This window comes from Planococcus soli (assembly GCF_016881065.1).
In the GTDB taxonomy this organism is placed as follows: Bacteria; Bacillota; Bacilli; order Bacillales_A; family Planococcaceae; genus Planococcus; species Planococcus soli.
Genome location: NZ_WXYN01000022.1, coordinates 106,268 through 130,618, shown reverse-complemented (window position 1 = coordinate 130,618; position 24,351 = coordinate 106,268). Strand labels below are relative to the sequence as shown.

The following is a 24,351-nucleotide window of genomic DNA, read 5'->3' as shown; positions in this document are numbered from 1 at the left end:
TTACTCTTCGACCCGGAACCAGCCCGGAGCATTCGTGACCATATTCCACAGGTCTTCCGGAATATCGAGCTGTTCTTTTTTGCTCAAATGGATTGCCTGGAAAATCTCCTCATCGCGGCTCCCTTTGACTTTTGCCAACCAGTCCGGATCCATGATCAGTGCATGGCCAAGCGATACGAGCGGCGTGATTTCCAACGCTCTCTTTACTTGTTCAAGCGTCTGCAGACCGCCTACACCGATTACCGGCACCCGTTTGCCAATATGCTCTTGGATCATTTCCACACGCGACCGGCTGTCTTCCGAGCGGATCGATCCGCCGGAAAATTTGCCCACGGATGCATGGATATAGTCGATGCCCTGGTCTGCGATGGCAGTCAAAAACGCGAGGGTATCATCCATCGTGATGCCCGGCTCTTCCCGTTCTTCCGGACTGATGCGATAACCGACCACGAATGGTTTATCGGCGTGCTCGGCGACGGCTTTCTGAATCGACCGGATGACCGCCAGCGGAAACGCCATGCGCGCTGTAACATCTCCTCCCCATTTATCGGTACGAATATTCGAGTGCGGCGAGAAAAATTGCTGAACCAAATAGGTATTCGCGCCGTGGATTTCCACGCCATCAAAGCCTGCCTCAATTGCGCGCCTTGTTGCTTCTCCGAACGCAGCAATCGTTGCTTCGATTTCTTCTGGCGTCATTTCACGAGGCGTTGCTGCATTGGGGCGCGGAGCCGGAACAGCACTTGCCGAAACCGGCTGCTCGCCTTTCAACAGCTCGCTATTCGACATGCGTCCTGCATGGTAAAGCTGAAGAATCGCTTTTGCGCCGCCCTCTTGAATTGATGCAGCCAAGCGCGCCAGACTGTCAATCCGTTCGTCACTGTCTGCGCCAAAAGGGTTTGGAAATCCTACACCAAGCGGCTCGACATGCGCACAGGCTGTTATGACAGCACCCAGTCCGCTTTGGGAACGGCGCTTGTAATAAACCAGCTCTTGTTCTGTAACATCGCCATTTTGATCTGAGGATGATGTTGTCATCGGTGCCATCAGAACACGATTTTTAAGGGTCAATCCGGACGTAAAAGAGAACGGTTCGAATATGTTTTGTGTAGTAATGGTCATGAAAAATTCCTCCTTGGCTATTCTTTTACCCATCTGGAGGCGTATGCAAGCCTTCGCCTCTACCACTTTCTATGGTACCGGAAAGCTGAGCAAAAAGAGTTGGATATGCTTAGTTCCGCTCCAAATTCAGTCCTTTGACTGAAATGCCAAAAGCCGTCCAATAACTGCAAGTCTGCTGGACGGCACATTATTTCTTTCTGCTCTATCTGACAATCCTGTAATAGGTTTTTGAAGTAAGGCGATAGATAACCCAGTAGATGGCCGCAAATGCGATAACGACACCGACAAATGACAACAGCCAAGTGGTTTCATTCGTTACGCCAAAAATCAGCAGCAGCTTCCGGACAATCGGATAGGCGAAGATGACATGAATCGTAGCGATGACAATCGGCAGCACAAACATCCAGACAATCTGGGATCGTGTGGATTCCTGGATCGTTTCCCTATCGAGGCCGACCTTCTGCATGATTTGGAATTTCTCCCGGTCATCAAATCCTTCTGACACCTGTTTGAAATACGTGATCAACACAGTGCCAATTGTAAACAGCAGGCCGAGGAATATCCCCAGAAACAGGAAGCCTCCGTTCATTCCATACCATTCTTCGCGCTGAAGCAAACGCGAGTCGTAAAGGTTGCTGCCTCCTGCCCCCAAGCCATATTCGCCATTGAGTTTTTTGGCCAATGCTTCTTTCTGTTCTTCAGTGCCAGAGGTATTCCAGCCGACTTCCGCATCAATGGTCAAATAGTTGGTTTCTGGATATTGTTCTTTAAAATCGTCCTGTATTTCCAGGAGATGTGAGGCATCAGGCACAACGATCGCCATGGATTCGACTAAATCCATATCCTCCCCGAACTCATTGGCTACTTCCGCTACCCGGTATGTCTTATTGCCGAGTGTCAGTTCGCTGTCTTTATAGGCATTTGTTGAATGGTAATAAAGGGCTGCATCGTCATCCAGCGTATAGGATTTACCCGTCATCCCATTAAAATCTTCAAGCGGAAGGACCATCAGTACGGTCGGATTCTCTTGGTCTGCATACCCTTGATCAAAAACAAATTCATTGCCCTGAACCCCGCCAAAGAAAGTCGCGTATCGGTAACTCTCACTTTCTGTCACTTCCAGTCCTTCAGCATAGACGGTGTTCTGAACTTGATCCTGAAGTTCGAAAAAGCGCGTATTCATTTCATCGACATTTTCGACATCACCGAAAAGAGTCATGTTGTTTTCGTAAGGAAAGCGGTTTTCCAAAGTCTCTTCTGCCCCGATAAAGATGGTCAAAGTCGTCGAAACCGCAATAATGACCATCGACGCCAAGATACAGATGTTCGCGAGCCCGACGGCGTTCTGCTTCATGCGGTAAAGCATGCCCGAGATGGAGATAAAAGCGCCCGGGCGGTAATAAATCTGCTTGTTTTTCTTTAGGGCTTTCAAAATAAAGATGGAACCAGAAATAAACAATAAGTAGGTGCCGATGATCACCAGCAGCACTGCCAGGAAAAATTTCGTAATGGCTTCAAGCGGATCCGGAATCGTCACCGAAATTCCGTATCCCCAGCCAAGAAGAACAAGTGACAGGATAAAGAGGATGATCGAGCCTTTCGGTTCTTTTTCCCCTTCCTGCTTTCCTTTCAGCAACTTAACGGGATTGGCAAAAGTGAATTGGCTGACGTTATATAAAAAGGTAATCCCGAAGATTGCCAAGAACAAGCCAATTGTAGCCAAAACTATTAAGCTAGACGTCGAATAAATAATGTCTACAGGCAATCTGACCATGTAATTCAGCAGCATGAAAAACAGCCGCCCAAAGATCAATCCGCCAACCAAGCCTGCGGCAATACTCAAAATGCTCGTGAAACCTGTTTCAAAAAACAAGATTTTCGCTACATGTTTTTTCTCAAGACCCAAAATACCATACAGGCCTATTTCTTTTTTTCTCCTTTTAATGAGAAAGCTGTTTGTATAAAGAATGAAGATGACCGAAAAAATACCGATCACTATCGTACCCAGCACAAATAATGGGGACAAAGAACTTGATCGTTCCTGCACGAATTCATTGTCCAATAAAGAAGCCATCAAGTAAAACATCATGATAATGGTGGTTGAAGACAGTAAATACGGAATGTACAATTGTTTATTTGATTTGATGTTGCGCAATGCCAGCGACGAGAAAAAGCGGTTATTCATCCAGCTCACCCCGGCTGGACAAGACTTTCAGCGACTTCGAAATGCGGTCCATAAATTGTTCAGCTGGCGCGTCGCCCCGGTATATCTCATGATAGACTGCCCCATCCCGGATAAAGAGGATCCGGTTGGAAAAGCTCGCTGCCTGTGCACTGTGCGTCACCATCAAAATCGTCTGGCCGGTTTCGTTAATGCCTTTAAGAATTTCCATCAGGTTTTGGGAAGCCTTCGAATCGAGTGCTCCTGTCGGCTCATCCGCCAAAATGATTTTCGGTTGGGTGATCAATGCCCTCGCCACCGCAACCCGCTGTTTCTGTCCGCCTGAAACTTCATAAGGAAACTTATCGATATGGGCTTCAATTCCGAGATTTTTCACAATCGGCATCAGCCGTTCTTCCATTTCCCTCACCGGTGTTTTCGACAGCACCAGCGGCAGCAGGATATTGTCTTTGATGGTGAAATTGTCCAGCAGGTTAAAGTCCTGGAATATAAAGCCAAGTGTATTTCTGCGGAATGCGGAAATCTCTTTGTCTTTGATCTTCGATAACGGGCTGCCCTCCAGAAAAACTTCTCCTGATGTCGCATCATCCAATGTGGAAATGATGTTCAGCAGTGTTGTTTTGCCTGATCCCGACTCCCCCATAATGGAAACAAACTCGCCAGCCTCTATTGAAAAATTGACGGTCGTCAGCGCTTCTGTCTGCTGATTCGAAAATCGTGCTGTATATACTTTCTTTAAGTTTTTGATTTCTAATAAGGTCATTGCCAACCCCTCCTTGCTTTTAATCATACGGCAGGATCGGATGGGCTGCCTGTACCTATCCTTACAAACAGAAAGGCAATCTTACGGTTTCGTAAGATTGCTTAAAAATGCATTTAAAAGTTAGGAAATTGCTGCAGGCTTTCCGAGTATTCATAACCTGATCGTACTTGTTGCAGTAATCACTTTGAAACCCATTCAATCAAAAACCTGCAAATCCGCACGCGACATGTCGATGGCAACACGGGTTCCTTGGTCCGGCAGTGAGTCAATATTAATGCGGTGCCCTAAACGCTGGCAGATTTTTTTGCTGAGGAACAGGCCGAGGCCAGTGGACTTTTCATGGAGACGGCCATTCATGCCGGAATAGCCTTTGTTAAAAATCTTCGGCAGATCTTCTGAACGGATGCCAATGCCGGTATCCTCGATAATCAGCGTTTCTGCCTGCAACGAATCCCGGTAGATCGAAATCGTCCCTTGCGGCGTGTATTTCAGGCTGTTCGACAAGACCTGTTCAAGCAGATTTTGCAGCCACTTGCCGTCCGACAGCACTGTCATGCCAAGCGGCTGATAATCGAGACGGATGCCTTTGTAGATGAACAGGATGGAATATTTTTTGATGGCTTTTTTAACGAGTTCATCCACATCAACCAGCGATAAATCCAAATCTGTTCCAGACTCTTCCAGCTTAATGTAATTGAGCGCCATGTGCGTATAATCCTCAAGGCGCACCAATTCCTGCGAAATTTGTTTTGCTTCTGCCGCCTTTGAACTTTGAGTCAAGAGGCTGATGGCAGCAATCGGCGTCTTGATCTGATGAAGCCACAACGTAAAATAATCCAGCTGATCGGTTTGGCGCTCGGCATGCAAATTTTCCGATTCCCGCAGCTGTCCAAGCAAAGTTTCCATCTTTTCTATATAGAGGCGGTCAACAGGTCCCGAAATGGATTGTAGATCTTCCAGGCTGGAGGCGGTCACAAGGTCCAGGCTGCTGATCAGCTTATAGCGCCTGGCATATTGAAAGTAATGGATAAATAAATAAATCAACAGCAGAAATGCCGACACTTGCATGCTGTAGAAAAACAAACTCAGCGGCTGTCTGTTCAAAAAGTATATCACTCCAAAAATGATTGCCATTCCGGCAAACAAAAACAGCTGGGGCCGCACTGACAGCAGAAAACTTTTAAACAAAGCCCCTCTGGATTCTCTATGCATGAGCAGCCTCCTTATTCAAAGCGTAGCCGATGTTCTTTTTAGTCAGGATGAAATCAGCAAGACCGGCTTTCGCGAGCTTTTTTCGCAAACGAGCGATATTGACAGCCAATGTATTGTCGTCGATGAACGATTCGTCTTCCCATAGCTTGATCATGATTTCTTCTCTTGTGACATAGTCGCCTTTTTGAAGAAACAGGAGTTCCATAATTTTCAGTTCAGTGCGCGTCAAGTCGACTTCCTCATTCTCCACGAACAACTTTGACTCGCCCGGCTTCAAAAGTGTCCGGTTAAAACTCAGGAAGTTGTCCGATTCCTTAAAATCGTAGGTTCTTCTGAGCAGCGCCTGCGTTTTTGCGACTGCTACCGTCAAATCGAAAGGCTTGGGAATAAAATCGTCTGCGCCCATTTGAATGGCCATCACAATGTCCATATTCTCGTTGCGGGAAGAAATGAAAATAATCGGCACTTGTGAAACCTTCCGAATTTCCTGGCACCAGTAATAGCCGTTGAAGGAAGGCAGCTGAATATCCAACAGGATCAGCTGGGGCGATTTGGACTTGAACTCTTCCAGCACCCGGCTGAAATCATCGACCAGGAAAGCTTCGTAGTTCCACTTTTCCAGTTCTTCTTTCAATATCCCTGCAATCGTTAAATCGTCTTCTACGATCATGATTTTGAACATCTTATCATTCCAATCTTTTCATCTGTATTGAATTAAAGGTGCGGAGGAAGAATCGCTCCAGGTGGACGCTTTCCGGAAGGTACGGCTTCGCTGCTATCACAGGAGCCGCCACCTTCCACTCTTTCTTCTCAGTGTAGCGAAGTTTCTTCCAGTCGACCATCAAAAACAAACCACCTCCAATTGTGGGGACAGTCTCACAATGGAAGGTGGTTCGCTCAGCTCTCTTATTGTTTGGTTTTCATGTATTCGTGGTGGCCTTTTTTGAAAAAACCGTACCATTCATCAATTTCTTCCTGCGGTGCCGCATTTAGTGCCTCAAGCACTCTTTTACCGAATTCCAAAAATGCGGAGCCGTTGGCGGTGATGATGTTTCCGCTCCGAACAGCTTGCTGCTGCAAGTAGCCGGCTTCATTGCTGTAGCTGCCACTTGCTGTTTGTTTCAAGTCTTCCAAGTAGTTGCTGGTATGCGGAATATTATTAAGCAGTCCATTTATCCCCAAGAATACTGTCGCATCGCAAATTGCCCCGAGTACAACTTGCTTTTCGAGAGCTTTGTCGACAAGTTCCATGACCTGCTTGCTTTCTTCTTTGCGCCAGGAATTGCCGCCAATCAGGATCAATCCGGCAAACTCCTCCGGCACATCGTCCAACCCGTAATCCGGCAGCACCGTAAAACCGCCGATCGATTTGATCGGATCTTTCGTCAAAGACACAGTTTTCACGTCAAATTGCTGCCCCTGCCCTTCAGGTTCTTCGTTCAGCGCAGCCGCCAGGGAAGCCGCTTCCCAATCTGCATACTCGTCCAGCAAGACAAAAAGAACTTTTTTGTTGCTCATGCTGTCCTCTCCTTCCGTTTGAATATTCACTTTCTTAATAACTGGATTATAGCACATGCCGATTACTCAAACAGCTGGGACATGATCATCCGCTCAAGAGGGTATAATAAGAGTAAATCCTCGATAAAAAAGGAGAATTTATGATGAATAAAAAAGAACTAACCCATACCGGATGGCAGCTGGATGGCAGTTATTCACGCCTGCCTGAAATTTTTTACAGCAAGTTTACGGTCAATCCAGTGCGTTCGCCTAAACTCGTTATCTTAAACGAAGCCTTGGCGGCAACACTCGGACTGAATGCTGAAGATTTGAGAAGTGAAGACGGCGTTGCCATTCTTGCCGGAAACCGGGTTCCTGGAGGCAGCGTGCCGCTTGCCCAGGCCTATGCAGGACATCAATTCGGCAACTTTACGATGCTTGGCGACGGCCGCGCCTTACTGATCGGTGAACAGCTGACGCCTTCCGGCAAGCGGCTGGATATTCAATTAAAAGGATCCGGCAGAACCCCTTATTCCCGCGGCGGCGATGGGCGTGCAGCGCTTCGGCCAATGCTGCGTGAATACGTGATCAGCGAAGCGATGCATGGCCTCGGCATCCCGACGACCCGCAGCCTGGCAGTCGTGGAAACCGGTGAAATGGTCCGCCGTGAAACAGCGCTTCCGGGTGCTGTCATGACACGCATTGCCGACAGCCACCTGCGCGTCGGCACTTTCCAGTATGCAGCTCGATTCGGTACGAAAGAAGATGTCAAAGCACTGGCTGACTATGCACTGGAGCGCCACTTCCCTCATGTCCAAGATGCTTCGAACCCGTACTTGGCGCTTTTCCAGGAAGTCATCAAGCGGCAGGCAGCTTTAATTGCGAAATGGCAGCTCGCCGGTTTTATTCACGGCGTCATGAATACCGACAACATGGCCATCAGCGGCGAAACAATCGACTACGGACCTTGCGCATTTATGGACAGCTTTGATCCGAAGACGGTCTTCAGCTCGATTGATGTGCAGGGCCGCTATGCGTACGGTAATCAACCGATGATCGCCGGATGGAATCTGGCACGCTTTGCGGAAAGCCTTCTGCCTTTGCTGCACGATACTCCAGAAGACGCGGTCAGCATGGCTCAAGAAGAACTGACCCAGTACATCGAGCAGTTCCAGAGCCACTGGCTTGCCGGTATGCGCAAAAAGCTCGGGCTCTTTAGTGAAGAGCCTGAAGACATGGCTCTGGCGGAAGAGCTGCTGAATCTGATGCACGCGCACACTGCCGACTACACCAATACGTTCCGTTCCCTGACCTTCGATAAGCTGCAAGGCAGCGATTTATTCGAGGCACCGGAATTCAAGGAATGGCACAATTCCTGGCAGTCACGCTTGAATCGCCAGGAAGAATCATTGGAAGCAAGACAGCAACTGATGCGCGACAGCAATCCGGCAGTCATCCCCCGCAACCATCGTGTGGAAGAAGCTCTAGAAGCGGCTGAGTTCCGAGGAGATTACAGCGTATTGCACCGGCTGCTTGAAGTTCTGGCCAACCCGTATGCCCACTCATCCGAACAAGAGGCCTATGCACAGCCACAAGAGCCGGAAAGCGGGTACCAGACTTTCTGCGGGACGTGATGATCTCCTGCGGGCCAGCGAATTGACAAAATCCAATCGGACGCTGAGCCCGATTGGATTTAAACAACTGTTCTGATCGTGGCATATACAAAGCCACCTTAAATAGTAAAAAAATTCTTTTTGTAGTTTCCTCTTTATATTGTTACAATATTCAGTGAAAGAGTTTCTTTGCTTTAAATTTTTTAAGATGAAGGATTAACCTGTCAAAAAATTTATCTAAGGAGCTGGGACGATGAATCAGGAACAAATGGAATTTGTAAAAAATGGACAAGGTTTTATCGCTGCACTTGACCAAAGCGGCGGCAGCACACCGAAAGCATTGGCGCTTTACGGCGTATCGGAAGACCAATACTCAACGGAAGAAGAAATGTATGACTTGATCCACGAAATGCGGACACGCGTCATGACGGCCCCTTCCTTCAATTCCGATTCGATTATCGGCGCAATCCTTTTCGAGCAGACGATGGACCGTAAAGTGGATGGCCATTATACGCCTGACTATTTATGGCAGAAAAAAGGCGTCGTGCCTTTCTTGAAAGTCGACAAAGGTCTGGCAGACGAAGAAAACGGCGTTCAGGTCATGAAGCTGATTTCAGACTTGGACGATGTATTAAAACGCGCCAACGAACGAAATATTTTTGGGACAAAAATGCGTTCCGTGATCAAGGAAGCAAATCCGGAAGGCATCCGAAAAGTAGTCGAACAGCAATTTGATGTCGGCAAACAGATTCTTGCAGCCGGACTGGTGCCGATTCTGGAACCTGAAGTCGACATCAACAGCAAAGACAAAGAGCAATCCGAAAAAATCCTCAAAGAGGAAATGCTGAAGCACCTCGATCAGTTGAGTGAGGATCAGAACATCATGATCAAAATCACCATTCCAACTGTCGATAATTACTACAAAGAATTGATCGATCATCCGCGCGTACTTCGTGTAGTTGCACTATCAGGCGGCTACAAGCGTGACGATGCCAACAAAAAATTGGCAGCCAATGAAGGTCTCATTGCCAGCTTTTCCCGAGCTTTATCCGAAGGCGTCAACGCCAGCCAGTCAGATGAGGAATTCAATACAATGCTGGATAATTCCATCAAAGGCATATACGAAGCTTCCATCACTTGAAAACCATAAAATATGCCCCGTCGCCTTGATTGGCAGCGGGGCATATTTTTGTGCAGCTTGGCCTAATAGCGGCTCTCCGGAATTTTCCGGAACCATTCGAATTCGCTGATGTGCAGTTCACGCAATTGGTATTTCATGATTTTCCCCGAAGAGTTTCGCGGCAGGGATTCGGCTAGGAGGTACTTACGCGGAATCTTATACCCTGGCAGCTGCTCAAGGAAATAATCCATTAATTGTTCTTCGTCGATGGTTTCGCCTTCTTTCGGCACAATGATCACACCAACAATTTCTCCCCATTCTTCTTCCGGCAAACCGACTGTTGCCGCTTCGGCCACTTGTGGATGGCTATTGATGACCCGTTCCACTTCGATGGAATAAATATTTTCTCCAGCAGAAATGATGCGATCCGCTTTGCGGTCCACAAGCGAGATAAATCCATCTTCATCGATGGTTGCCAAATCCCCGGTCAACAGCCAGCCGTTTCTGAATGCTTCTTCGGTTTCCTCTGGTTTGTTGTAATATTCCTTCATGACCAAATCACCCTTGATGACAAACTCCCCGATAGTTCCAGGCTGTACGTCCAGAAATTCATCGTCCACCACCCGCACTTCCGTGAAATACATCGGCTTTCCACCGGAACCTAGTTTGTGTTCATGCTGCTCCGGCAATAGAAAGACGCCGCCAGGACCGCCTTCAGTCAACAAACAAAGATTGTAGAATTGCTGGTGGCCGAAAAAGTCCATTGCCTTTTTCACGAGATCTGGATCAATCGGATCTGAACCGTACATACATTTGGTGACAGAAGACAAATCAGCTTCTTCGGCATTCGGCACTTGCAGCAAGGAGCTGTACATATCCGGCAAGCCAAAGAAAACCGTAACTTCGAATTCAATGATGGCCTGAATCGCTTTTTCCGGATGAAAGTCGCGCAAGAGGACGTTCGATGTTCCAAGCAAGATGCCAGTCACCAGAAAGAGATTCAATTGAGCAGAGTGAAAAAGCGGCACGGCATGCAAAAGACGGTCATTGGCACCAATTCCGACTCCAAAAACAAACGAAGTACTAACATTGACGATACGCTGATGATCAAATACCGCACCTTTAGGTTTTCCAGTAGTGCCGGAAGTATACAGAATTTCAGCGTCGTCGGTGCACAGCACTTCAATGGAAGGCTCAAGCGCATTTTCACTCAGCATACTTTCCCAGCCCAAGTATTCGGCGTTGTCAGAGGCAGGATGGACGATGACCCGCTGGAGCGAATCGGTCTGTTTTACCGCTTCGGCAATCACGCGTTCAAATTCTCTATCGCAGAAGATAAACCTGCTTTCGGATTGGCTGAAAATATAGCCGCTCTCATCCGGACTCAGCAGGCAATTGACCGGTACCACAACACCACCTGCTTTCAGTACGGCAAAAAAAGCCAGGACATACTGATCAGAGTTTTTCATGAAAAATGAAACCTTGTCGCCTTTTTGCAATCCTGATTCAATCAGCCCGTTCGCCAGCCGGTTTACTTCTTCATTCAGCTCCTGATATGAATATGTCCGTCCCTCGCAAGTGATGGCCATCTTATCCGGAAAGCGCTTAGCATTCTGTCTGAGTGATGCCGTGATGTTCATTCGATCTCCTCCTCCTGTTGCCATTTTTTATAGAGCCAATTCTCCTCTCACCCTAGAAATATCTATCGGCGGAATAGCCGCTAGATATTTCCATATTATCTTAAATCGTATAATTAACTTTACAGTATTCTGAAAATATAGTCAATTTGTATTGCATGCCAATCTGCTCAGCTGCAAACAATATAAAACCGCGCTCCATCAAGGCTTCAATGGGCACGGCTTTAAACTATTCTATAATTGGTTACAGTTCTAATGTACTTTTCTGGACTATGTAAAAAGCCGATAATTTATGCAATCTCCAACCAGCATTTTTTAAAAGTTCCGTTGCTTCCTACAGTCAAAAGAGAGCATAGGACTTTACTCTCCATCCTCAGCTGCCGGAATGTTTACACCTGCTACCTGGCCCAGCAATTCTACACCTTTGACAATTTCTTCTTCATTGGCGTAGCTGAATGATAGACGGAGGTACTCGAGCCCATTCTGCTGATTCAAGAAAAAGTATTTGCCGGGTACAAACGAAACACCTGCGGCCAATGCTTCCGGAAGCAATTTCGACGTATCGATACCCGGAATTTTGATCCAAACAAAATACCCGCCTTTTGGCACGAACCACGAAACCGCAGGCGGCAGAAATTCTTCCAACGCCGACAGCATAATTGCACATTTAGACTCGTAAGCATTTGTCAGGGATTTCAGGTGCTCATCAAAATCAGTCGTTTCAAGAAACGACGCCATTGTGGCCTGGTCAAACGGATGGCTCAGATCTTTCTTGAACCAATTTAATGGATCGATTATGCAGCTGTCCGCCACTACCCAGCCGATTCGCATTCCTGGAGCCACCACTTTAGATAATGAACCCACATACATTACACGGTTATTGGTGTCCAATGCCTTCAGCAGGCTAGGGCTTTCATGAAAGCCCAATTCCCCGTATGCATCGTCCTCCAAAATGAGGAAATCATATTGTTCTGAAAGCTCCAGTACATGCTTGCGGCGTTCAGGCGACAAGGTGGTGCCCGTCGGATTCTGATAAGTTGGAATGGTATACAACAGGCGAGGAAGCGGCTGTCCTTTTTCTTTGCGGTCTGCCAGCATGTCCGCCAACAGCTCGGTCTGCAATCCATTTTCGTCGATTGGGATGGCCATATAATGCTCTGTATAGTTTTGGAAAATCTCCAGCGCTTCCATATAAGTTGGTGATTCAACAGCGACGACAGCTTCGTCATCCAACAGGACGCGCGCAATCAAATCGATGGCCTGGCAGGCGCCGGAAGTCACGATCAATTCGTTATCGGACGCTGCCACTCCACGCTTCGCCATCCGTTTTTGGAGAAATTCTTTTAGCTGAGGAACCCGTGGACTGCCAAGATAATGAAGCGGCAAGTCCAGCTCTTCATCCAGCAAACGAGCTACTGCTGTTTTTATTTCTTCAGAAGGAACTAATGCAGGCGCCGGGTAGCCTGAACTGAGGCGCAGGCATCCCGGAGGCAAAGTGGAAAGCCACTGGCCCGGGGGATCATTTTTAAATGCCAGTTCAATATCTTTCGAAAAATGGAAATCTTTTTTCACTTAGACCGTTCCCCTTTCTTCTAGCTGATGGAATAATGTGAAATCTCTTAGTCCTTATTCTACAGGGTGCGGACCGCAATGTGTAGGGCGACGTCAAAATACATCTTTCAGAAAATGTAACTTTTCCCTCCCTCCAACGGTCTTATGCTAAAGTGATCCACTTATTCCTTACTATACGAGGAGGCATATCCATGAAAAATAAATTTTGGCTTGGCATATTTTTGATTGTCCTGGCGAGCCTGATTCTCGCCGCTTGCGGAACTGAACAGGAAGATTCTGCCGAAGAGCCTGCGGCGACGGAACCAGGCACTGGCGACGAATCAACCGGCGGCACCATAGAAGGTGAAATGAAACCTGATATTGAACAAGTCAACGACGATACGTACCGCTATAGCTTAACGAATGAGACGGGAGAAGCGATGACCTTCGACTTCACCAGCAGCCAGCGCTACGATTTTTCCCTCGCAAATGAAAGCGGAGAAGAGGTCTTTCTCTTTTCATCCGTTAGTACGTATATGCAGGCATTGGGTGAAGAAGCTGTGGATCAAGGAGATAAACTGAGTTATGAATTTGAAATTCCCGCGCTCGAACTCGAACCTGGCACTTATGAACTGACCGCTTGGCTGACACCAAGACAAGGCGAGACCTACGAAGTGACAACAGAGCATGTTGTGGAATAAGAAGAAGCCAGTACACAGAAAAAGCATTCCGCCAAACCCTATTCGGGCAGCAGGAATGCTTTTTCCACTTCTATTCTTAATTGAAAACTACCTGACTTTTACTCCTGGAAAATAAGATTAGGAAGCATAATCTTCTTCTTTTTCCTCACCGGTCTCTTTTACTTTCTTCTCAAGCTGCTCATGCAGGTCCTTGCGGATGGCGTCTTTCCGTTCTTTTTCCTGGCTGAAATATTGGGTGAGAGTATCGTGTCTGATGTCGACCAACTCGTTGTATCTGTCGACTGCTTTGTCGTCTTTAAACTTCCCAAGCTCGTTCAGCCTATACTGCAAACTATGCATTTCATTGTTTTCAGCCAAGGATTTGCCGTAGATTTCATTGTTGTATTTCAGCAAATCCCCTGCAATATCATTGCTTTGTGTGAGGATTTCCATATAGCGATCATTGCCCCAAGCGAGCCATTCCAAATAAAGGCGGCTGTACTCTTGTTTCAAGTACTCATTTAAATCACTTTCCGAGTAGACGGACTTGTACTGTCCATTGCCAGCTTTCGCTACAGCTTCCAGCTGCGTTTGGCCCTCATTATCGACGTCAAAGCCGATAATGTTGACCTCTGCCTGGATATCCGAAGCATTCAATGAAGCAGCCGCTGCCACTGGATCGCCGTCGCACGTTTCGATGCCGTCGCTGACCACATACACCACATTGCGCACATACTCTCCTTTTTGTTCTTTGAGATCTTCTTCAGCCGCTTCCTATCGCACCCGCTAAAGGCGTCCAGCCTGCAGGTGAAAATTGGTCCAATGATTCGCTGAATGCCTGCTCCTCATACGCTCCCAAATCATACACCACTCTGTTGCTGCTGCAGGACATTTCACGGTCTGCGTTGGTGCCGGTTCCTTCATGTCCATAAACGCGCAGCATAATGTTTGAGCCTTCCGGCAAATCGGACGCATACGTCTGCACCGCTCGCTTGGCCAGCTCCATCTTCTGACCGCCCGACACTTGCCCTGCCATGCTTCCACTTGCATCAAGCAAAATGGCGACATTGATGGTTTCCTGTTCCGGCACCTCAATGCTGTCTTCCGGTGTTGAGGAATCGATGGTGATCACCGGGTCGATCGCTTCAAACTTCTCGGCAGCTGTTTCGATATCCGCTGCCACAAGCGAAACCGCCAAAGAATAGGCCTGCTCTCCTGTCATCCCTTCTGGCGCTGCTTCCAATTCTGCCAGCAACTCATCTTTTTGCTGATCAGTCATTTGCTGGGCGTCGTATTTTCCTTTTTCTTTCACAATTTCTTCTACATTATGTATCGCTGCTTCTGCCACTTCCGGCTCGCTTTCTTTTGCCGCTTCTTCTGCAGCCGGCTGTTCTTCGCTTACAGGTTCTTTTGAAGCCTTAGCTTCTTCATTTTCCGAGCAGCCTGCCAATAAAAGACCGATAAGAACTAGCCAGTTCTATTTTTTCATTTGTGCCTCACTCCATTTTGCGTTCTTTTCCAATAGTCCACGGCTCCAGTGAAGTTCAACTTCGCTACCGTTTGAGCTCTGAATAGTCTCATTCTACCATTAAGGTTTTAAAGCTGTAATAAGTACAAAGACTCACCCTTTTTTCTATCTTCTCTCCATTAAATCCAGTTTTCCTCAGCTGGAATCTGAGGAGTATACAAAAAAGCCATGGGGCTGTTCCAAAAGGGGCTGACGTCCATTCCCGCCAGCTCGTTTAAAAACCGGCAACGAAAAGGAGTGCTTTTCTTTGCCGGTTTTATATTTTTGTAGTTATGAGACAGCTCCATCGCTTCTAGTCCGTTTCGCAAATATCTTTCAGATTATTCATGGTCTGTTCCAAAGAATTGTCCATGAGTTTTTGGACGACCAGCTTATTGGCGACTTTTCCAAGAACACTGCCGGGCAATTCATATTCCATGTAGAGATTGACTTCTGTTCCAGTTCCTTCGGCATTGTAGGTCCAAGACTGAGTTGAACTGACAGCACCTTTGATTTGGCCGCTCCAAAAACAGCTATTGCCTTCGCGCGAATTTTTGGTGACCTCCAATGTGATGGGAAGATGCAAACCCAGCATGGTGTATTTCATGTCCATGGTTGTTCCTACTTCGCCATTTCCCTCCAAATTCTCAGGCTCAGAAAGTCCGACATAAAACTGATACCAATTTACAGGATTTGAGGCGTAGCCAAAAATCTCCTTAACCGGCCGATCGATCACCATTGTTTTTCGGATGGTCCACATGCTATTCTCCTCCTTGGTTTTGCGGACAATTGTTGTTTGCTCCTGTCCGCGCTATGTAGAGGTGCCATCCAACTCCGATTTCAATTATGTAAGCTTAGAGTATTCTCCTTTGGGATTATTGTAAAAGAAAAGAGCTCGGCAGCGCCGCAATTCTACTCTGCAATAAAGAATCTCCACCACATCTATCAGCTGTTAAGAGCCATTGATGCGTGGAGAGTTTTTTACTGCTGGCGTTTCTTTACTGGAATCCATATTTCGCTGTATACATTCTGCAGGTCCGACAAATCGCCGTTAAAGGAAATTTCGGGTCCCGCGATCAATTCATAATTTGACGACGGCAGCCAGTCAGAGAAAATTTTCCCCCATGTGTCCTGCAGCTTTTGAGGAAAAGGTCCCTCGATGCTGAAAATCGCCCAACTCCCTGCCGGCACCTCCACAACATCGAAGCCTTCAAAGTTGTCTTCCAATGTTGTGATCGACCCCACCATATGATCCAGCTGTCCTTCTTCCTCATAGCGTCCATCATCAAAATTAAACGATGCATTAACCACAGTGCCAACATCCGTATTGCGCCATTTTTGAAGCTGTTCACGCTGATCGGCTGTGATGGACTGCACCATCTTTATGATTTCCTCATTCTGTCCTTCGAAAACGATGGGCACCCGTTTTTTTATTCCTACCAGTTTAAATGCCTCTTTTTTTGCGATGCGGTATTCCATCTCTATTCCTCCTTGAATCGTCAATTGGAAAGTCAGGCGCGGAAATGATTTAAAGTGATCGCTGTGCTTTACTTCCGATGGATTGATACCCGACCATTCGCGGAATGCACGGCTGAAACCGTCAGCCGAATCGTAGCCATATTTGACGGCCACATCAAGAACTCGTCCTTGTTCCTGCTGCAGATCCATCGCTGCCTGCGATAAGCGCCGGCTGCGGATATAGCTGCTCAATCCCATGCCTGACAGGTACGAAAACATTTTACGAAAATGAAATTCTGAAACTCCAGCAATTGCCGAGACTTTGCCAAAATCAATTTCTCCATCCAAATGTTCCTCGATATAGCGCAGCGCTTCGTTCATATCCTTCAGCATATCCATGCATAACCCTCCTTTCTCATCTTATTCTAAGGGGAACAAATCGGGTGCATCCGATTTTCTGTGTACGGAAACAATCGGTTGCCCTTATTCCTGCAGCATCTTTCGCGCCATCTCCATGTATTCTTCACTGTCCGATTTAATGGCAAACTCTGCAATGTCGATCGGCGTAGTCGTGGCAAGTTCCATAATATGCTCTTTCATATTTGGCCAGACCTTGCCGCCCGCTTGTCCGTATGCCAAAATCAACCGGTCCAGCTCTGCTTCACCATAAGCCACAAGGTGTCCCAGAAAATCAGTGGAGACATCCGCCACACGTGCTTCGGTCCAATCAATAAAACCGGTAACCCGCTCTTGTTTGTCAATCAGCATATGCCCGGCATGCAAATCACCATGGATAAAACCGCTTTGCTCAGGCCAATATGAATCCTCATCTATCCATTTTTTCCAGCGGCTCCACAGCTTGTCTGCGACATCCATCTCTTCCTTCACTCTGTCCATGCGCTGCTGCATCTGATTTCTAACCTCACTAATCGACTGAACGGGAAGTCCCCCTTCCCGAACTTTATCGAAAGAGATTGAATGCAGTGAAACCATCGCTTCTGCCAGGGATGAAACAAAGCGGTCGGAAAGATTCTTCGGGTCAAGCCCCCATTCAAACTGCTGCACTTCAGGATTGTAAGTTCCGACTGGCACACCGCGCAAAGCTTTGTAAGCAATCAATTCATCATTCACCAGTTCCCATTTCGGTGCCTGCACCTTTAAGTTCGGCACAACCACATCAAGAATCCTTTTTTCCTTGAGGACTTGATCTTGCACGTCTTCTCTTCTGGGAATGCGCAATATCCAGGAAACGCCATTTTCATCTTCAAACTGCACTACCGAAAAATCCAATCCGGATTGATTCAGCGCCCAATCGCGCCCTTCGATCATGAAGTTGTGCTTTTCCGCCAGTTTTATAATTTCATTCCTTTCCATAAAAATCCCACCTTTCAAAAACTGCTCTATTGCTGCCTTTATTCCTAACTTCCCTTTACCATCCGCCAAAAAACACAGCTAGCAGCCGAGGAGTTGACAGATGGAAACAGATGCTCTATTGTTAACTACGCGATGAGCTCGTTTGCGTAAGACGGACAAGCACTCCTTTTAGGAACACGTTGTGGAGCGTGGCTTGGAACGCCGCAAACTATCGAAACCATCTTGCCCTCGGGCAAGATGGTTTTTTCTGTTTTTAGCCTCAAAAAGGCTGGAAGCCATTTTTATCCCAATTTATTAGAATAAAGTTAGCCTGCTTTCTAATTTTATTCACCTTTCAGGGAGCTTGTTTGCGGTATTTCTGGGTTTGTTTGCGCAATACCGGAGTTTGTTTGCGGAATCCTCGGGTTTGTTTGCACAATACCCAGTTTATTTGCGGTATCCCCTAGTTTGTTTGCGGTATCCCCTAGTTTGTTTGCGCAATAGCAAATTTCCGGATATCCACGGAAAATCTCCGCCAAAAAGACCCTGTCCTCAAGCAAAACGCTTGAGGACAGGGTCTCCTTTTTACAATTCATAAACTCGCGCTTCAAACGGCAGCAATTGCTTTGGATCCTGCTGGCCATAGTTGTTCAACAGGCAACGCGCCCCTTCCGGCTCGTCCCAGTAACAGGAATACTCCGTCAAGTTGGTGATGACCAATACCGTTTTTTCTTCATTCGTGCGGGTATAGGCATAAATCGATTCGTGCCCGACGTCTTGCAGTTCGTAGTTTCCGTAAACGAGGACATCCTGCTGCTTGCGCAGCCAAATCATTTTCCGGTAAAACCAGAGAACTGAATTCGGATCACGCAGCTGCGCCGCAACATTGATTTTCTCATAATTTGGATTGACGCGGAGCCAGGGCTCACCGTTTGAAAATCCGGCATTTGGGCTTTCGTCCCATTGCATCGGCGTGCGTGAATGATCGCGGCTCTGCGCCTTGATAATCGTCATCACGTCGTCGTGCTCCATTCCTGCCGAACGGTTGAAATGGTAAAGACTATGGGTCTGGATATCGTTGTAATGATCAAGCTCCTCAAAAGGTGCATTGGTCATGCCGATTTCCTGCCCCTGGTAAATGAACGGCGTGCCTTGCATGAAGAAATACATCGTGGCGATGGCCGTTGCGCTTTCACGCCAGTACTCCTCATCATTCCCCCAAGAAGAGACAATGCGCGGCTTGTCATGATTTTCGACAAACAATGCGTTCCAGCCATGGCCTTCCACAGCTTTTTGCCATTTGGTCAGCACTTCTTTCAGCTTTGGCACATCAATCCCGGTTGTCGCATCGGTATCCCACAAGCCCATGCTTTCAAACTGGAATACCATATTGAACTTCCCATCATCCTCTGAAATCCATTCATCGATATTGTCTGCCTGCACACCGTTTGCTTCGCCGACCGTCATGATGTCGTGCTTTGCAAATGTCTCATCACGCAGTTCTGCAAGCATCGGCTGTATGCCTTTGACATTCATCATTTTTTCCCAGGCCGGCACATACAGGTTCTGTTCCGGATCTTTGATATCGCTCAACTCTTTTTTGATGTGGCTGATGGCATCTACACGGAAGCCGTCGATTCCTTTGTCCAGCCACCAATTGACCATGTCATACAAAGCTTGCCGCACTTCCGGGTTTTCCCAGTTTAAATCCGGCTGCTTTTTAGAAAATAAATGCAAATAATATTGTTTCGTTTCCTGATCGTACTCCCAGGCGGTACCGCCAAAAATACTTTCCCAATTGGTCGGTTCATCGCTCCAGATATACCAATCGCGCTTGTCGTTGTCGCGCGACGCACGTGATTCCATAAACCATGGATGCTCGTCGCTCGTATGGTTGATCACCAAGTCGATGATCAGCTTCATATCCCGCGCATGAACTTCCTCAAGCAGGCGATCAAAATCCGCCATCGTGCCGAACTCTTCCATAATCGCCTGATAGTCGCTAATATCGTAGCCGTTGTCATCATTGGGGGATTTATACATGGGACAAATCCAAATCACATCAATGCCAAGGTCTTTCAAATAGTCCAACTTACTGGTCACACCGTTGATGTCGCCTACGCCATCACCATTCGAATCCATAAAACTTCTCGGATACACCTGATATGCAACTGCTTCTTTCCACCATTTCTTGTTCATACCTGATCCCTCACAAAGACCTTGGCCATTCTCCCCATCCATCAATCGGCTGTAACCTCTGATTTCGTTTGAAGATGCCCGATCGTCTATTTCGTCTCTATCTATTCCATCGTCCAGCAACATTTTCTTAGAAAATTAATTTCAAGTTGATAGTGTAGCAGAGTTCGCAAAAAATTACCAAGTTATCAGACCCATTTTATTAGTGGATTTTAGCTGGCGCAGCCACCCTCTCTCTTTTGAATATCTTACATTATAACCGCTGCAACAATAAAAAAACCTTATTTGTGAAGTTTTCTAACATTATTTTAATGGTACCGTTTTCATCTTCGTATATTTTTATTTGCCTGCTACTTTCTTCCTTATATTGGCCGATTTATTCTATATGAGTGATATTTAAATAATATTTCCCCTTATTCTTCGGACAGACTTTCTCACCTTCAACTCAAAAAAGCAGATTCCTGAGCGTCAGGAATCTGCTTTGAATTGGGCAAATACTATTTTCTGGAATATAGCCGTCTGTTATTAAGAATATGTTCAACCGCCGACCATTTTCTCAAGTCTGTCAAAGAAAAGTCCATTCCTTTTTCATACTTTTCGATATGCTCTTCTCTCGGCATATTCCCGGCACGGACTGCATAGTTGAATTTTTTCATCGCGATCATTCAAATAGGTGGCTAAAGGAGCAATTTTTCTCTTGCATAAAGAGCATGGCTTCTTAAAAAAACTGAACAACTAATCTCTCCCTTTCTATCATGTCGTTCATAAACCATACTCATAAGATATACTGCCATCCTCCAGTTGCTCAAAAGTCATTCCTTCGTTTGCCAAAAGCTTCAGAAGCACCTCATCTCTTCTTTCCAGCAATTTATTTTGCTGCTCAATGATGTAAGCAAGTTCCCGGTTCGTCGCTTCTGAATTTCCCAGTTTCAGCACATTGGCCATCTGATAAGCAAGATTAAATTGTTCATCGGTATATGCGTGCATCGCGATAAACCGCTCATCTGTTGTCTCCATCTTCTGTTGCAGCTCCAAAAGCTGCAGCCGGACTTCCTCAATTTGATCTGAACTTAATAGATTGTCGTTATAAAGTGAAACCAGCATGCTGATCGAGCCAGCCAATTCCATTTCCACCTGGCTGTTTTTCTCAATATACTGATGCACTTCCAGCTCTTCTTTCGATAACAAACCAGCCTCTCCATTTGGCGCAAAGTAAGTGGAAAAGGCAAAGACATTCCACAACAGCAGGATCATTCCAAACGCTCCGCCAACTTGCAAAATCTGCTTTTTGCGCTTTCTCGGCTTTTCATTCGTAAAGCGCTGGTCACGGTAACTGTAAATGTCATGATGCTGTTCTTTTTTGTTTTCCGCACTTTTTATCTTTTTTCGAAATTCACGTTGTTGGTTGTTCAGCATCGTACACTCTCCATTTATTCATTATACAAGTATTATAACAAATTAAGGGAACTATATGAACATATTTTCACGATCATAAATACCTATAAAAAGCATATCGTTTTTTCATTGTCCATTACAACACTGCTTTTCATCCTTTAAGTAAGCTGCACGCAAAATGACCACATTCTTTTTCTTTTTCATCCGTTAACTTTCCGAAATTCGGGAATAGTAGTATATCTGGAAAGGATGATACTATATGAAAAGAAAAAGCAAATTAGCGTCGGCATTGCTCGCCATTTTCCTTGGCGACTTTGGCGCACACAAATTCTATTTGGGGCGTCCAGGTATGGGAGTTCTTTACCTGCTGTTCTTTTGGACAGGGATCCCTGCAGTTATCGGGATCATTGAAGGAATCTTGTACCTGCTTCAATCTGAAGAAACTTTTCAGGAAAAACACGGTAGACGCTAAAGCAGCCTACTGTTTCTACACGGTAAAGGAGAGAATCTATGCTGCATCTTGAACCGATTCCTGACCATCTGCAGGAAGGTTTGAAAATTTTATTCGTTGGCTTTAACCCGAGCATCCGCTCTTCTGAAACCGGCTTTCATTATGCAAATCCGAACAACCGGTTCTGGAAGATCCTTCACGAAGCTGGATTGACGCCGCGAAAATATCGGCCTGACGAAAACAGCGAGCTGCTCACTCTCGGCTACGGTCTGACGAATATCGTTGCACGGCCGACCAAAGAAGCCGCAGAGATTTCCAATGCGGAATACAGGGAAGGCGCCGAGCTGCTGGAGCAGAAAATCCGGAAATTCCGGCCAAAAGCCGTCTGCTTTGTCGGAAAAGGCGTTTACCAGCAGTTCAGTAAAAGGAAGGCGGTTTCTTGGGGTCTGCAACAACCACCGGTCATTCCGGGCATTGTTGAGTATGTCGCTCCATCCTCAAGCGGCTTAGTCCGCATTAAGATGGATGATATTGTCGAGATTTACAGTGGTTTAAACCGTTACAAATAAAAAATGTCGCCCTCTCACTAATTGAGGGCGACATTTTTTAAGTTTTCGGAAGCAACGCCGCGATTTTTCGGACGGTATTGACGTTTCGGACCGTAATACGCCGGTAAAGAGCCGAAACGGCGACTTTCATCATGCCGCTTTTGGTGACTTGGTCCTTATCCACGGACCAAAGGACATCTCCTGGAACATAGCTGACGCGGTCGATTTGGGGCTTGACGACCAACCTGTCCAGCACGGTTGCCTCGTCCAGATCCTGCCATAAAAACAAGACATCGCTTTTCATTTGCGAGTCATTTGACCAGTTTTCCGGAATGGCTGCGTTGATTTTTTGAAACTCCTCCGAGCTGTAAATCAGCACTTTAATTTGAAGTTCGAACTGGCTGTAAATTGCCTGTTCCAAAATTGGTGTTAATTGTTCTTTAGTGAGAATATCGGCAGCAAAAACAATATTGCCTGAATTGATGTAGGTGACGACCGACGTCATCCCAACTCTTTCGAACGCCTGCTTGAGCTCCTTCATGCCCACCTTGTTTTTGCCGCCTACGTTGATTCCGCGCAGCAATGCCACATAAACCATCAGAATCCTCTCCTCAATTAACAGGATTTGCTTCCACTGACGTCAAAGCCGGCATCTTTCATAATTTTTGCAAATGCAGATTTCTGAACCGACTCTTCAAGTTCCTTGACCAAGCTTTCGACTTTCTTCGAAAATACTGCATACTCACCTTTTGCCAGCACGAGTTGAAGCAGGCATATCACAGAAAACACTGTAGCGCCGCTGAGGCTCCCTTTTTTCATTTTCAGCATCGACTCGACACTGCCCAGTTCCACAGGGTGAGAGAGATGGAATCGGTACAGCACTTCCTCGTGCGCAGATTTATTGCGGTACGGGAATACAATGCGCAGGATGGCATCCAAATCGCTTGCCTTCAAACAAATCGATGCATTCTCTTCACTGTATTCCTCCGCAAAATCACTCGCAATCTGTTCCCGCAGCTCTTCATCAATAACGGCATAGAAATGAGTAATTTGGCCAAGCGACAAGAAATTGACCAGCACCCACAGCGGCACATCTTTATGCTTATCGTAAAACTCCCGGATAGCCGGATATCTCACCTTGTCCCGCTTTTTATGGCTTTTGATCAGATTGCCAAGTGTCGAAATGATGCGGTCACGCTCATGATGGTGGCGACTGTCCGGACTATAGTTGCCAGCTCCCAAAAAGCTTCCCGCTTCCCTGAACTTTTCGGAAAAGCGGTATGCCACTTTCGACTTGATGTTTTTTTCGAACTTCAGCAATTCACTCAGCAAAAGCAGCCGCAGCTTCCGGTCAAAACTGTGCAGCGCATACAGATGGCTGAACTCGGTGCCTGCCTGGTACTGCTCAAGGCCATATGGATTGATCCGTTCATCATGCTCCAGGAACGGATCCTTGTAACCGTCAATCAACGCATAATAATTCTCGCGCGACAAAATCCGTTTTGCAGCCGCTTTGTCCGTGATCTTTAAGCCCCGCTTTTCGAGTATCTCCAGCTGTTCGTCGTGGGAGGCAAAATCTTTCACATATCTCATCCTTTGCATATTCATCTCCTTTTACTGTAAGCGAAACTACACCATTTATAAACCACTTGCTCACTAAAATAAAAAATCTATTCTATATATGTTGAACTAAAGAATCTAGCTTCTACACAACGCTTCGGACGCTTTGGGCATGCTCCCTCAAGAAGCCAGGCAAAGGGCGCCAGTCTTCTTGCTTCGCCTAGCCCCTGGGCGCGCCGGCGCTAAGAGATAGAGTGAATTCGAAGTGAACCTTTGTTTGCTCACTATACTCATAAAGGGTATGGAGCAAATCAGCGGAGACTCCCAAGGGAACAGCGCAGCGATGCAACGGCATACAAGAAATCCACTCGGGCCAAAAGCCCGAGTGAGTTCGGCGCCAGCTGCATGACCCGCATCCTGCGGGCCCGAAAGCGGAGCTGATTTGTGGAATATCAACAGGCGAAGATCATTAGTTCAACTTATATAATTGGTGATTTCTCTGTCTG

Annotated in this window: 22 protein-coding genes; 5 read left to right on the top strand and 17 right to left on the bottom strand. The window is 46.7% G+C overall.

Translation table 11 applies throughout. The features are described 5' to 3' along the window. The 6 genes from GJB59_RS11900 to GJB59_RS11875 all read right to left on the bottom strand — a co-directional run bounded on the left by GJB59_RS11900 (position 1) and on the right by GJB59_RS11875 (position 6,797). A complete protein-coding gene (locus GJB59_RS11900; RefSeq protein WP_142828241.1) occupies positions 1 to 1,122 on the bottom strand; it encodes an NADH-dependent flavin oxidoreductase in 1,122 nt (373 codons plus the stop codon). 202 nt (positions 1,123 to 1,324) lie between these two features. Then, positions 1,325 to 3,307, bottom strand: a complete 1,983-nt coding sequence (locus tag GJB59_RS11895; protein ID WP_142828239.1) for an FtsX-like permease family protein — start codon at positions 3,305 to 3,307, stop codon at positions 1,325 to 1,327. Continuing rightward, a complete protein-coding gene (locus tag GJB59_RS11890) occupies positions 3,300 to 4,067 on the bottom strand; it encodes an ABC transporter ATP-binding protein (RefSeq protein WP_142828238.1) in 768 nt (255 codons plus the stop codon). The genes GJB59_RS11895 and GJB59_RS11890 overlap by 8 nt, the downstream gene beginning before the upstream one ends. Before the next feature lie 195 nt (positions 4,068 to 4,262). Continuing rightward, complete coding sequence (locus GJB59_RS11885) at positions 4,263 to 5,279, bottom strand: sensor histidine kinase (RefSeq protein ID WP_142828236.1); 1,017 nt, start codon at positions 5,277 to 5,279, stop codon at positions 4,263 to 4,265. Then, a complete protein-coding gene (locus GJB59_RS11880; RefSeq protein WP_142828234.1) occupies positions 5,272 to 5,961 on the bottom strand; it encodes a response regulator transcription factor in 690 nt (229 codons plus the stop codon). Before GJB59_RS11880 ends, GJB59_RS11885 begins: the two co-directional genes overlap by 8 nt. 224 nt (positions 5,962 to 6,185) lie before the next feature. Then, the gene (locus GJB59_RS11875) at positions 6,186 to 6,797 is read right to left on the bottom strand and encodes a type 1 glutamine amidotransferase family protein (RefSeq protein WP_142828232.1); all 612 of its coding nucleotides are present in this window, start codon (positions 6,795 to 6,797) and stop codon (positions 6,186 to 6,188) included. A 140-nt stretch (positions 6,798 to 6,937) separates the two neighbouring features. Here GJB59_RS11875 and GJB59_RS11870 point away from each other — a divergent pair, with 140 nt between their 5' ends. After that, positions 6,938 to 8,410 carry a protein adenylyltransferase SelO gene (locus GJB59_RS11870; RefSeq protein ID WP_185960057.1) on the top strand — a complete coding sequence of 491 codons (1,473 nt, stop codon included), beginning with the start codon at positions 6,938 to 6,940 and terminating at the stop codon, positions 8,408 to 8,410. A 232-nt stretch (positions 8,411 to 8,642) separates the two neighbouring features. Further along, positions 8,643 to 9,530, top strand: coding sequence for a fructose bisphosphate aldolase (locus GJB59_RS11865; RefSeq protein WP_142828228.1), 888 nt, complete (start codon positions 8,643 to 8,645; stop codon positions 9,528 to 9,530). 62 nt (positions 9,531 to 9,592) lie between these two features. Here GJB59_RS11865 and GJB59_RS11860 read toward each other — a convergent pair whose 3' ends face one another. Both GJB59_RS11860 and GJB59_RS11855 read right to left on the bottom strand, forming a co-directional pair. Continuing rightward, the gene (locus tag GJB59_RS11860) at positions 9,593 to 11,149 is read right to left on the bottom strand and encodes a class I adenylate-forming enzyme family protein (protein WP_142828226.1); all 1,557 of its coding nucleotides are present in this window, start codon (positions 11,147 to 11,149) and stop codon (positions 9,593 to 9,595) included. 357 nt (positions 11,150 to 11,506) lie between these two features. Then, positions 11,507 to 12,718 (bottom strand): aminotransferase-like domain-containing protein, encoded by a 1,212-nt coding sequence (locus GJB59_RS11855; protein ID WP_142828224.1) that lies wholly within the window; start codon positions 12,716 to 12,718, stop codon positions 11,507 to 11,509. 191 nt (positions 12,719 to 12,909) lie between these two features. Here GJB59_RS11855 and GJB59_RS11850 point away from each other — a divergent pair, with 191 nt between their 5' ends. Further along, positions 12,910 to 13,398, top strand: coding sequence for a BsuPI-related putative proteinase inhibitor (locus GJB59_RS11850; protein ID WP_142828223.1), 489 nt, complete (start codon positions 12,910 to 12,912; stop codon positions 13,396 to 13,398). A gap of 117 nt (positions 13,399 to 13,515) precedes the next feature. Here the strand turns inward: GJB59_RS11850 and GJB59_RS11845 are convergent, their stop codons facing one another. The 7 genes from GJB59_RS11845 to GJB59_RS11815 form a co-directional block, all read right to left on the bottom strand. Continuing rightward, positions 13,516 to 14,109 (bottom strand): vWA domain-containing protein, encoded by a 594-nt coding sequence (locus GJB59_RS11845; protein WP_142828221.1) that lies wholly within the window; start codon positions 14,107 to 14,109, stop codon positions 13,516 to 13,518. A 31-nt stretch (positions 14,110 to 14,140) separates the two neighbouring features. Then, entirely contained in the window at positions 14,141 to 14,827 is a 687-nt protein-coding gene (locus GJB59_RS11840; RefSeq protein ID WP_142828219.1) for a vWA domain-containing protein, read from the bottom strand. Positions 14,828 to 15,197: 370 nt separating this feature from the next. Continuing rightward, on the bottom strand, positions 15,198 to 15,644 hold the full coding sequence (locus GJB59_RS11835; protein WP_142828217.1) for an SRPBCC family protein: 447 nt from the start codon (positions 15,642 to 15,644) through the stop codon (positions 15,198 to 15,200). 221 nt (positions 15,645 to 15,865) lie between these two features. Then, positions 15,866 to 16,741, bottom strand: a complete 876-nt coding sequence (locus tag GJB59_RS11830; protein WP_142828215.1) for an AraC family transcriptional regulator — start codon at positions 16,739 to 16,741, stop codon at positions 15,866 to 15,868. 84 nt (positions 16,742 to 16,825) lie between these two features. Next, on the bottom strand, positions 16,826 to 17,716 hold the full coding sequence (locus GJB59_RS11825) for a macrolide 2'-phosphotransferase (RefSeq protein ID WP_142828213.1): 891 nt from the start codon (positions 17,714 to 17,716) through the stop codon (positions 16,826 to 16,828). 564 nt (positions 17,717 to 18,280) lie between these two features. Beyond that, positions 18,281 to 19,894, bottom strand: coding sequence for a glycoside hydrolase family 13 protein (locus GJB59_RS11820; RefSeq protein ID WP_142828211.1), 1,614 nt, complete (start codon positions 19,892 to 19,894; stop codon positions 18,281 to 18,283). Positions 19,895 to 20,653: 759 nt separating this feature from the next. Continuing rightward, positions 20,654 to 21,307 (bottom strand): hypothetical protein, encoded by a 654-nt coding sequence (locus GJB59_RS11815; protein WP_142828209.1) that lies wholly within the window; start codon positions 21,305 to 21,307, stop codon positions 20,654 to 20,656. Positions 21,308 to 21,545: 238 nt separating this feature from the next. On the opposite strand from GJB59_RS11815, the gene GJB59_RS11810 reads away from it, so the two are divergent. Both GJB59_RS11810 and mug read left to right on the top strand, forming a co-directional pair. Beyond that, positions 21,546 to 21,758: a TM2 domain-containing protein gene (locus tag GJB59_RS11810; RefSeq protein WP_142828207.1), complete on the top strand. Its 213-nt coding sequence runs from the start codon at positions 21,546 to 21,548 to the stop codon at positions 21,756 to 21,758. A gap of 38 nt (positions 21,759 to 21,796) precedes the next feature. Beyond that, positions 21,797 to 22,306: a G/U mismatch-specific DNA glycosylase gene (gene mug, locus GJB59_RS11805; RefSeq protein WP_142828205.1), complete on the top strand. Its 510-nt coding sequence runs from the start codon at positions 21,797 to 21,799 to the stop codon at positions 22,304 to 22,306. Between the two features lie 37 nt (positions 22,307 to 22,343). On the opposite strand, the gene GJB59_RS11800 is transcribed toward mug, so the two are convergent. Together GJB59_RS11800 and GJB59_RS11795 are read right to left on the bottom strand one after the other, a co-directional pair. Further along, entirely contained in the window at positions 22,344 to 22,883 is a 540-nt protein-coding gene (locus GJB59_RS11800; protein WP_142828203.1) for a DUF1697 domain-containing protein, read from the bottom strand. Positions 22,884 to 22,900: 17 nt separating this feature from the next. Next, positions 22,901 to 23,887 carry an Abi family protein gene (locus GJB59_RS11795; RefSeq protein WP_236015647.1) on the bottom strand — a complete coding sequence of 329 codons (987 nt, stop codon included), beginning with the start codon at positions 23,885 to 23,887 and terminating at the stop codon, positions 22,901 to 22,903. Positions 23,888 to 24,351: the final 464 nt, after the last annotated feature.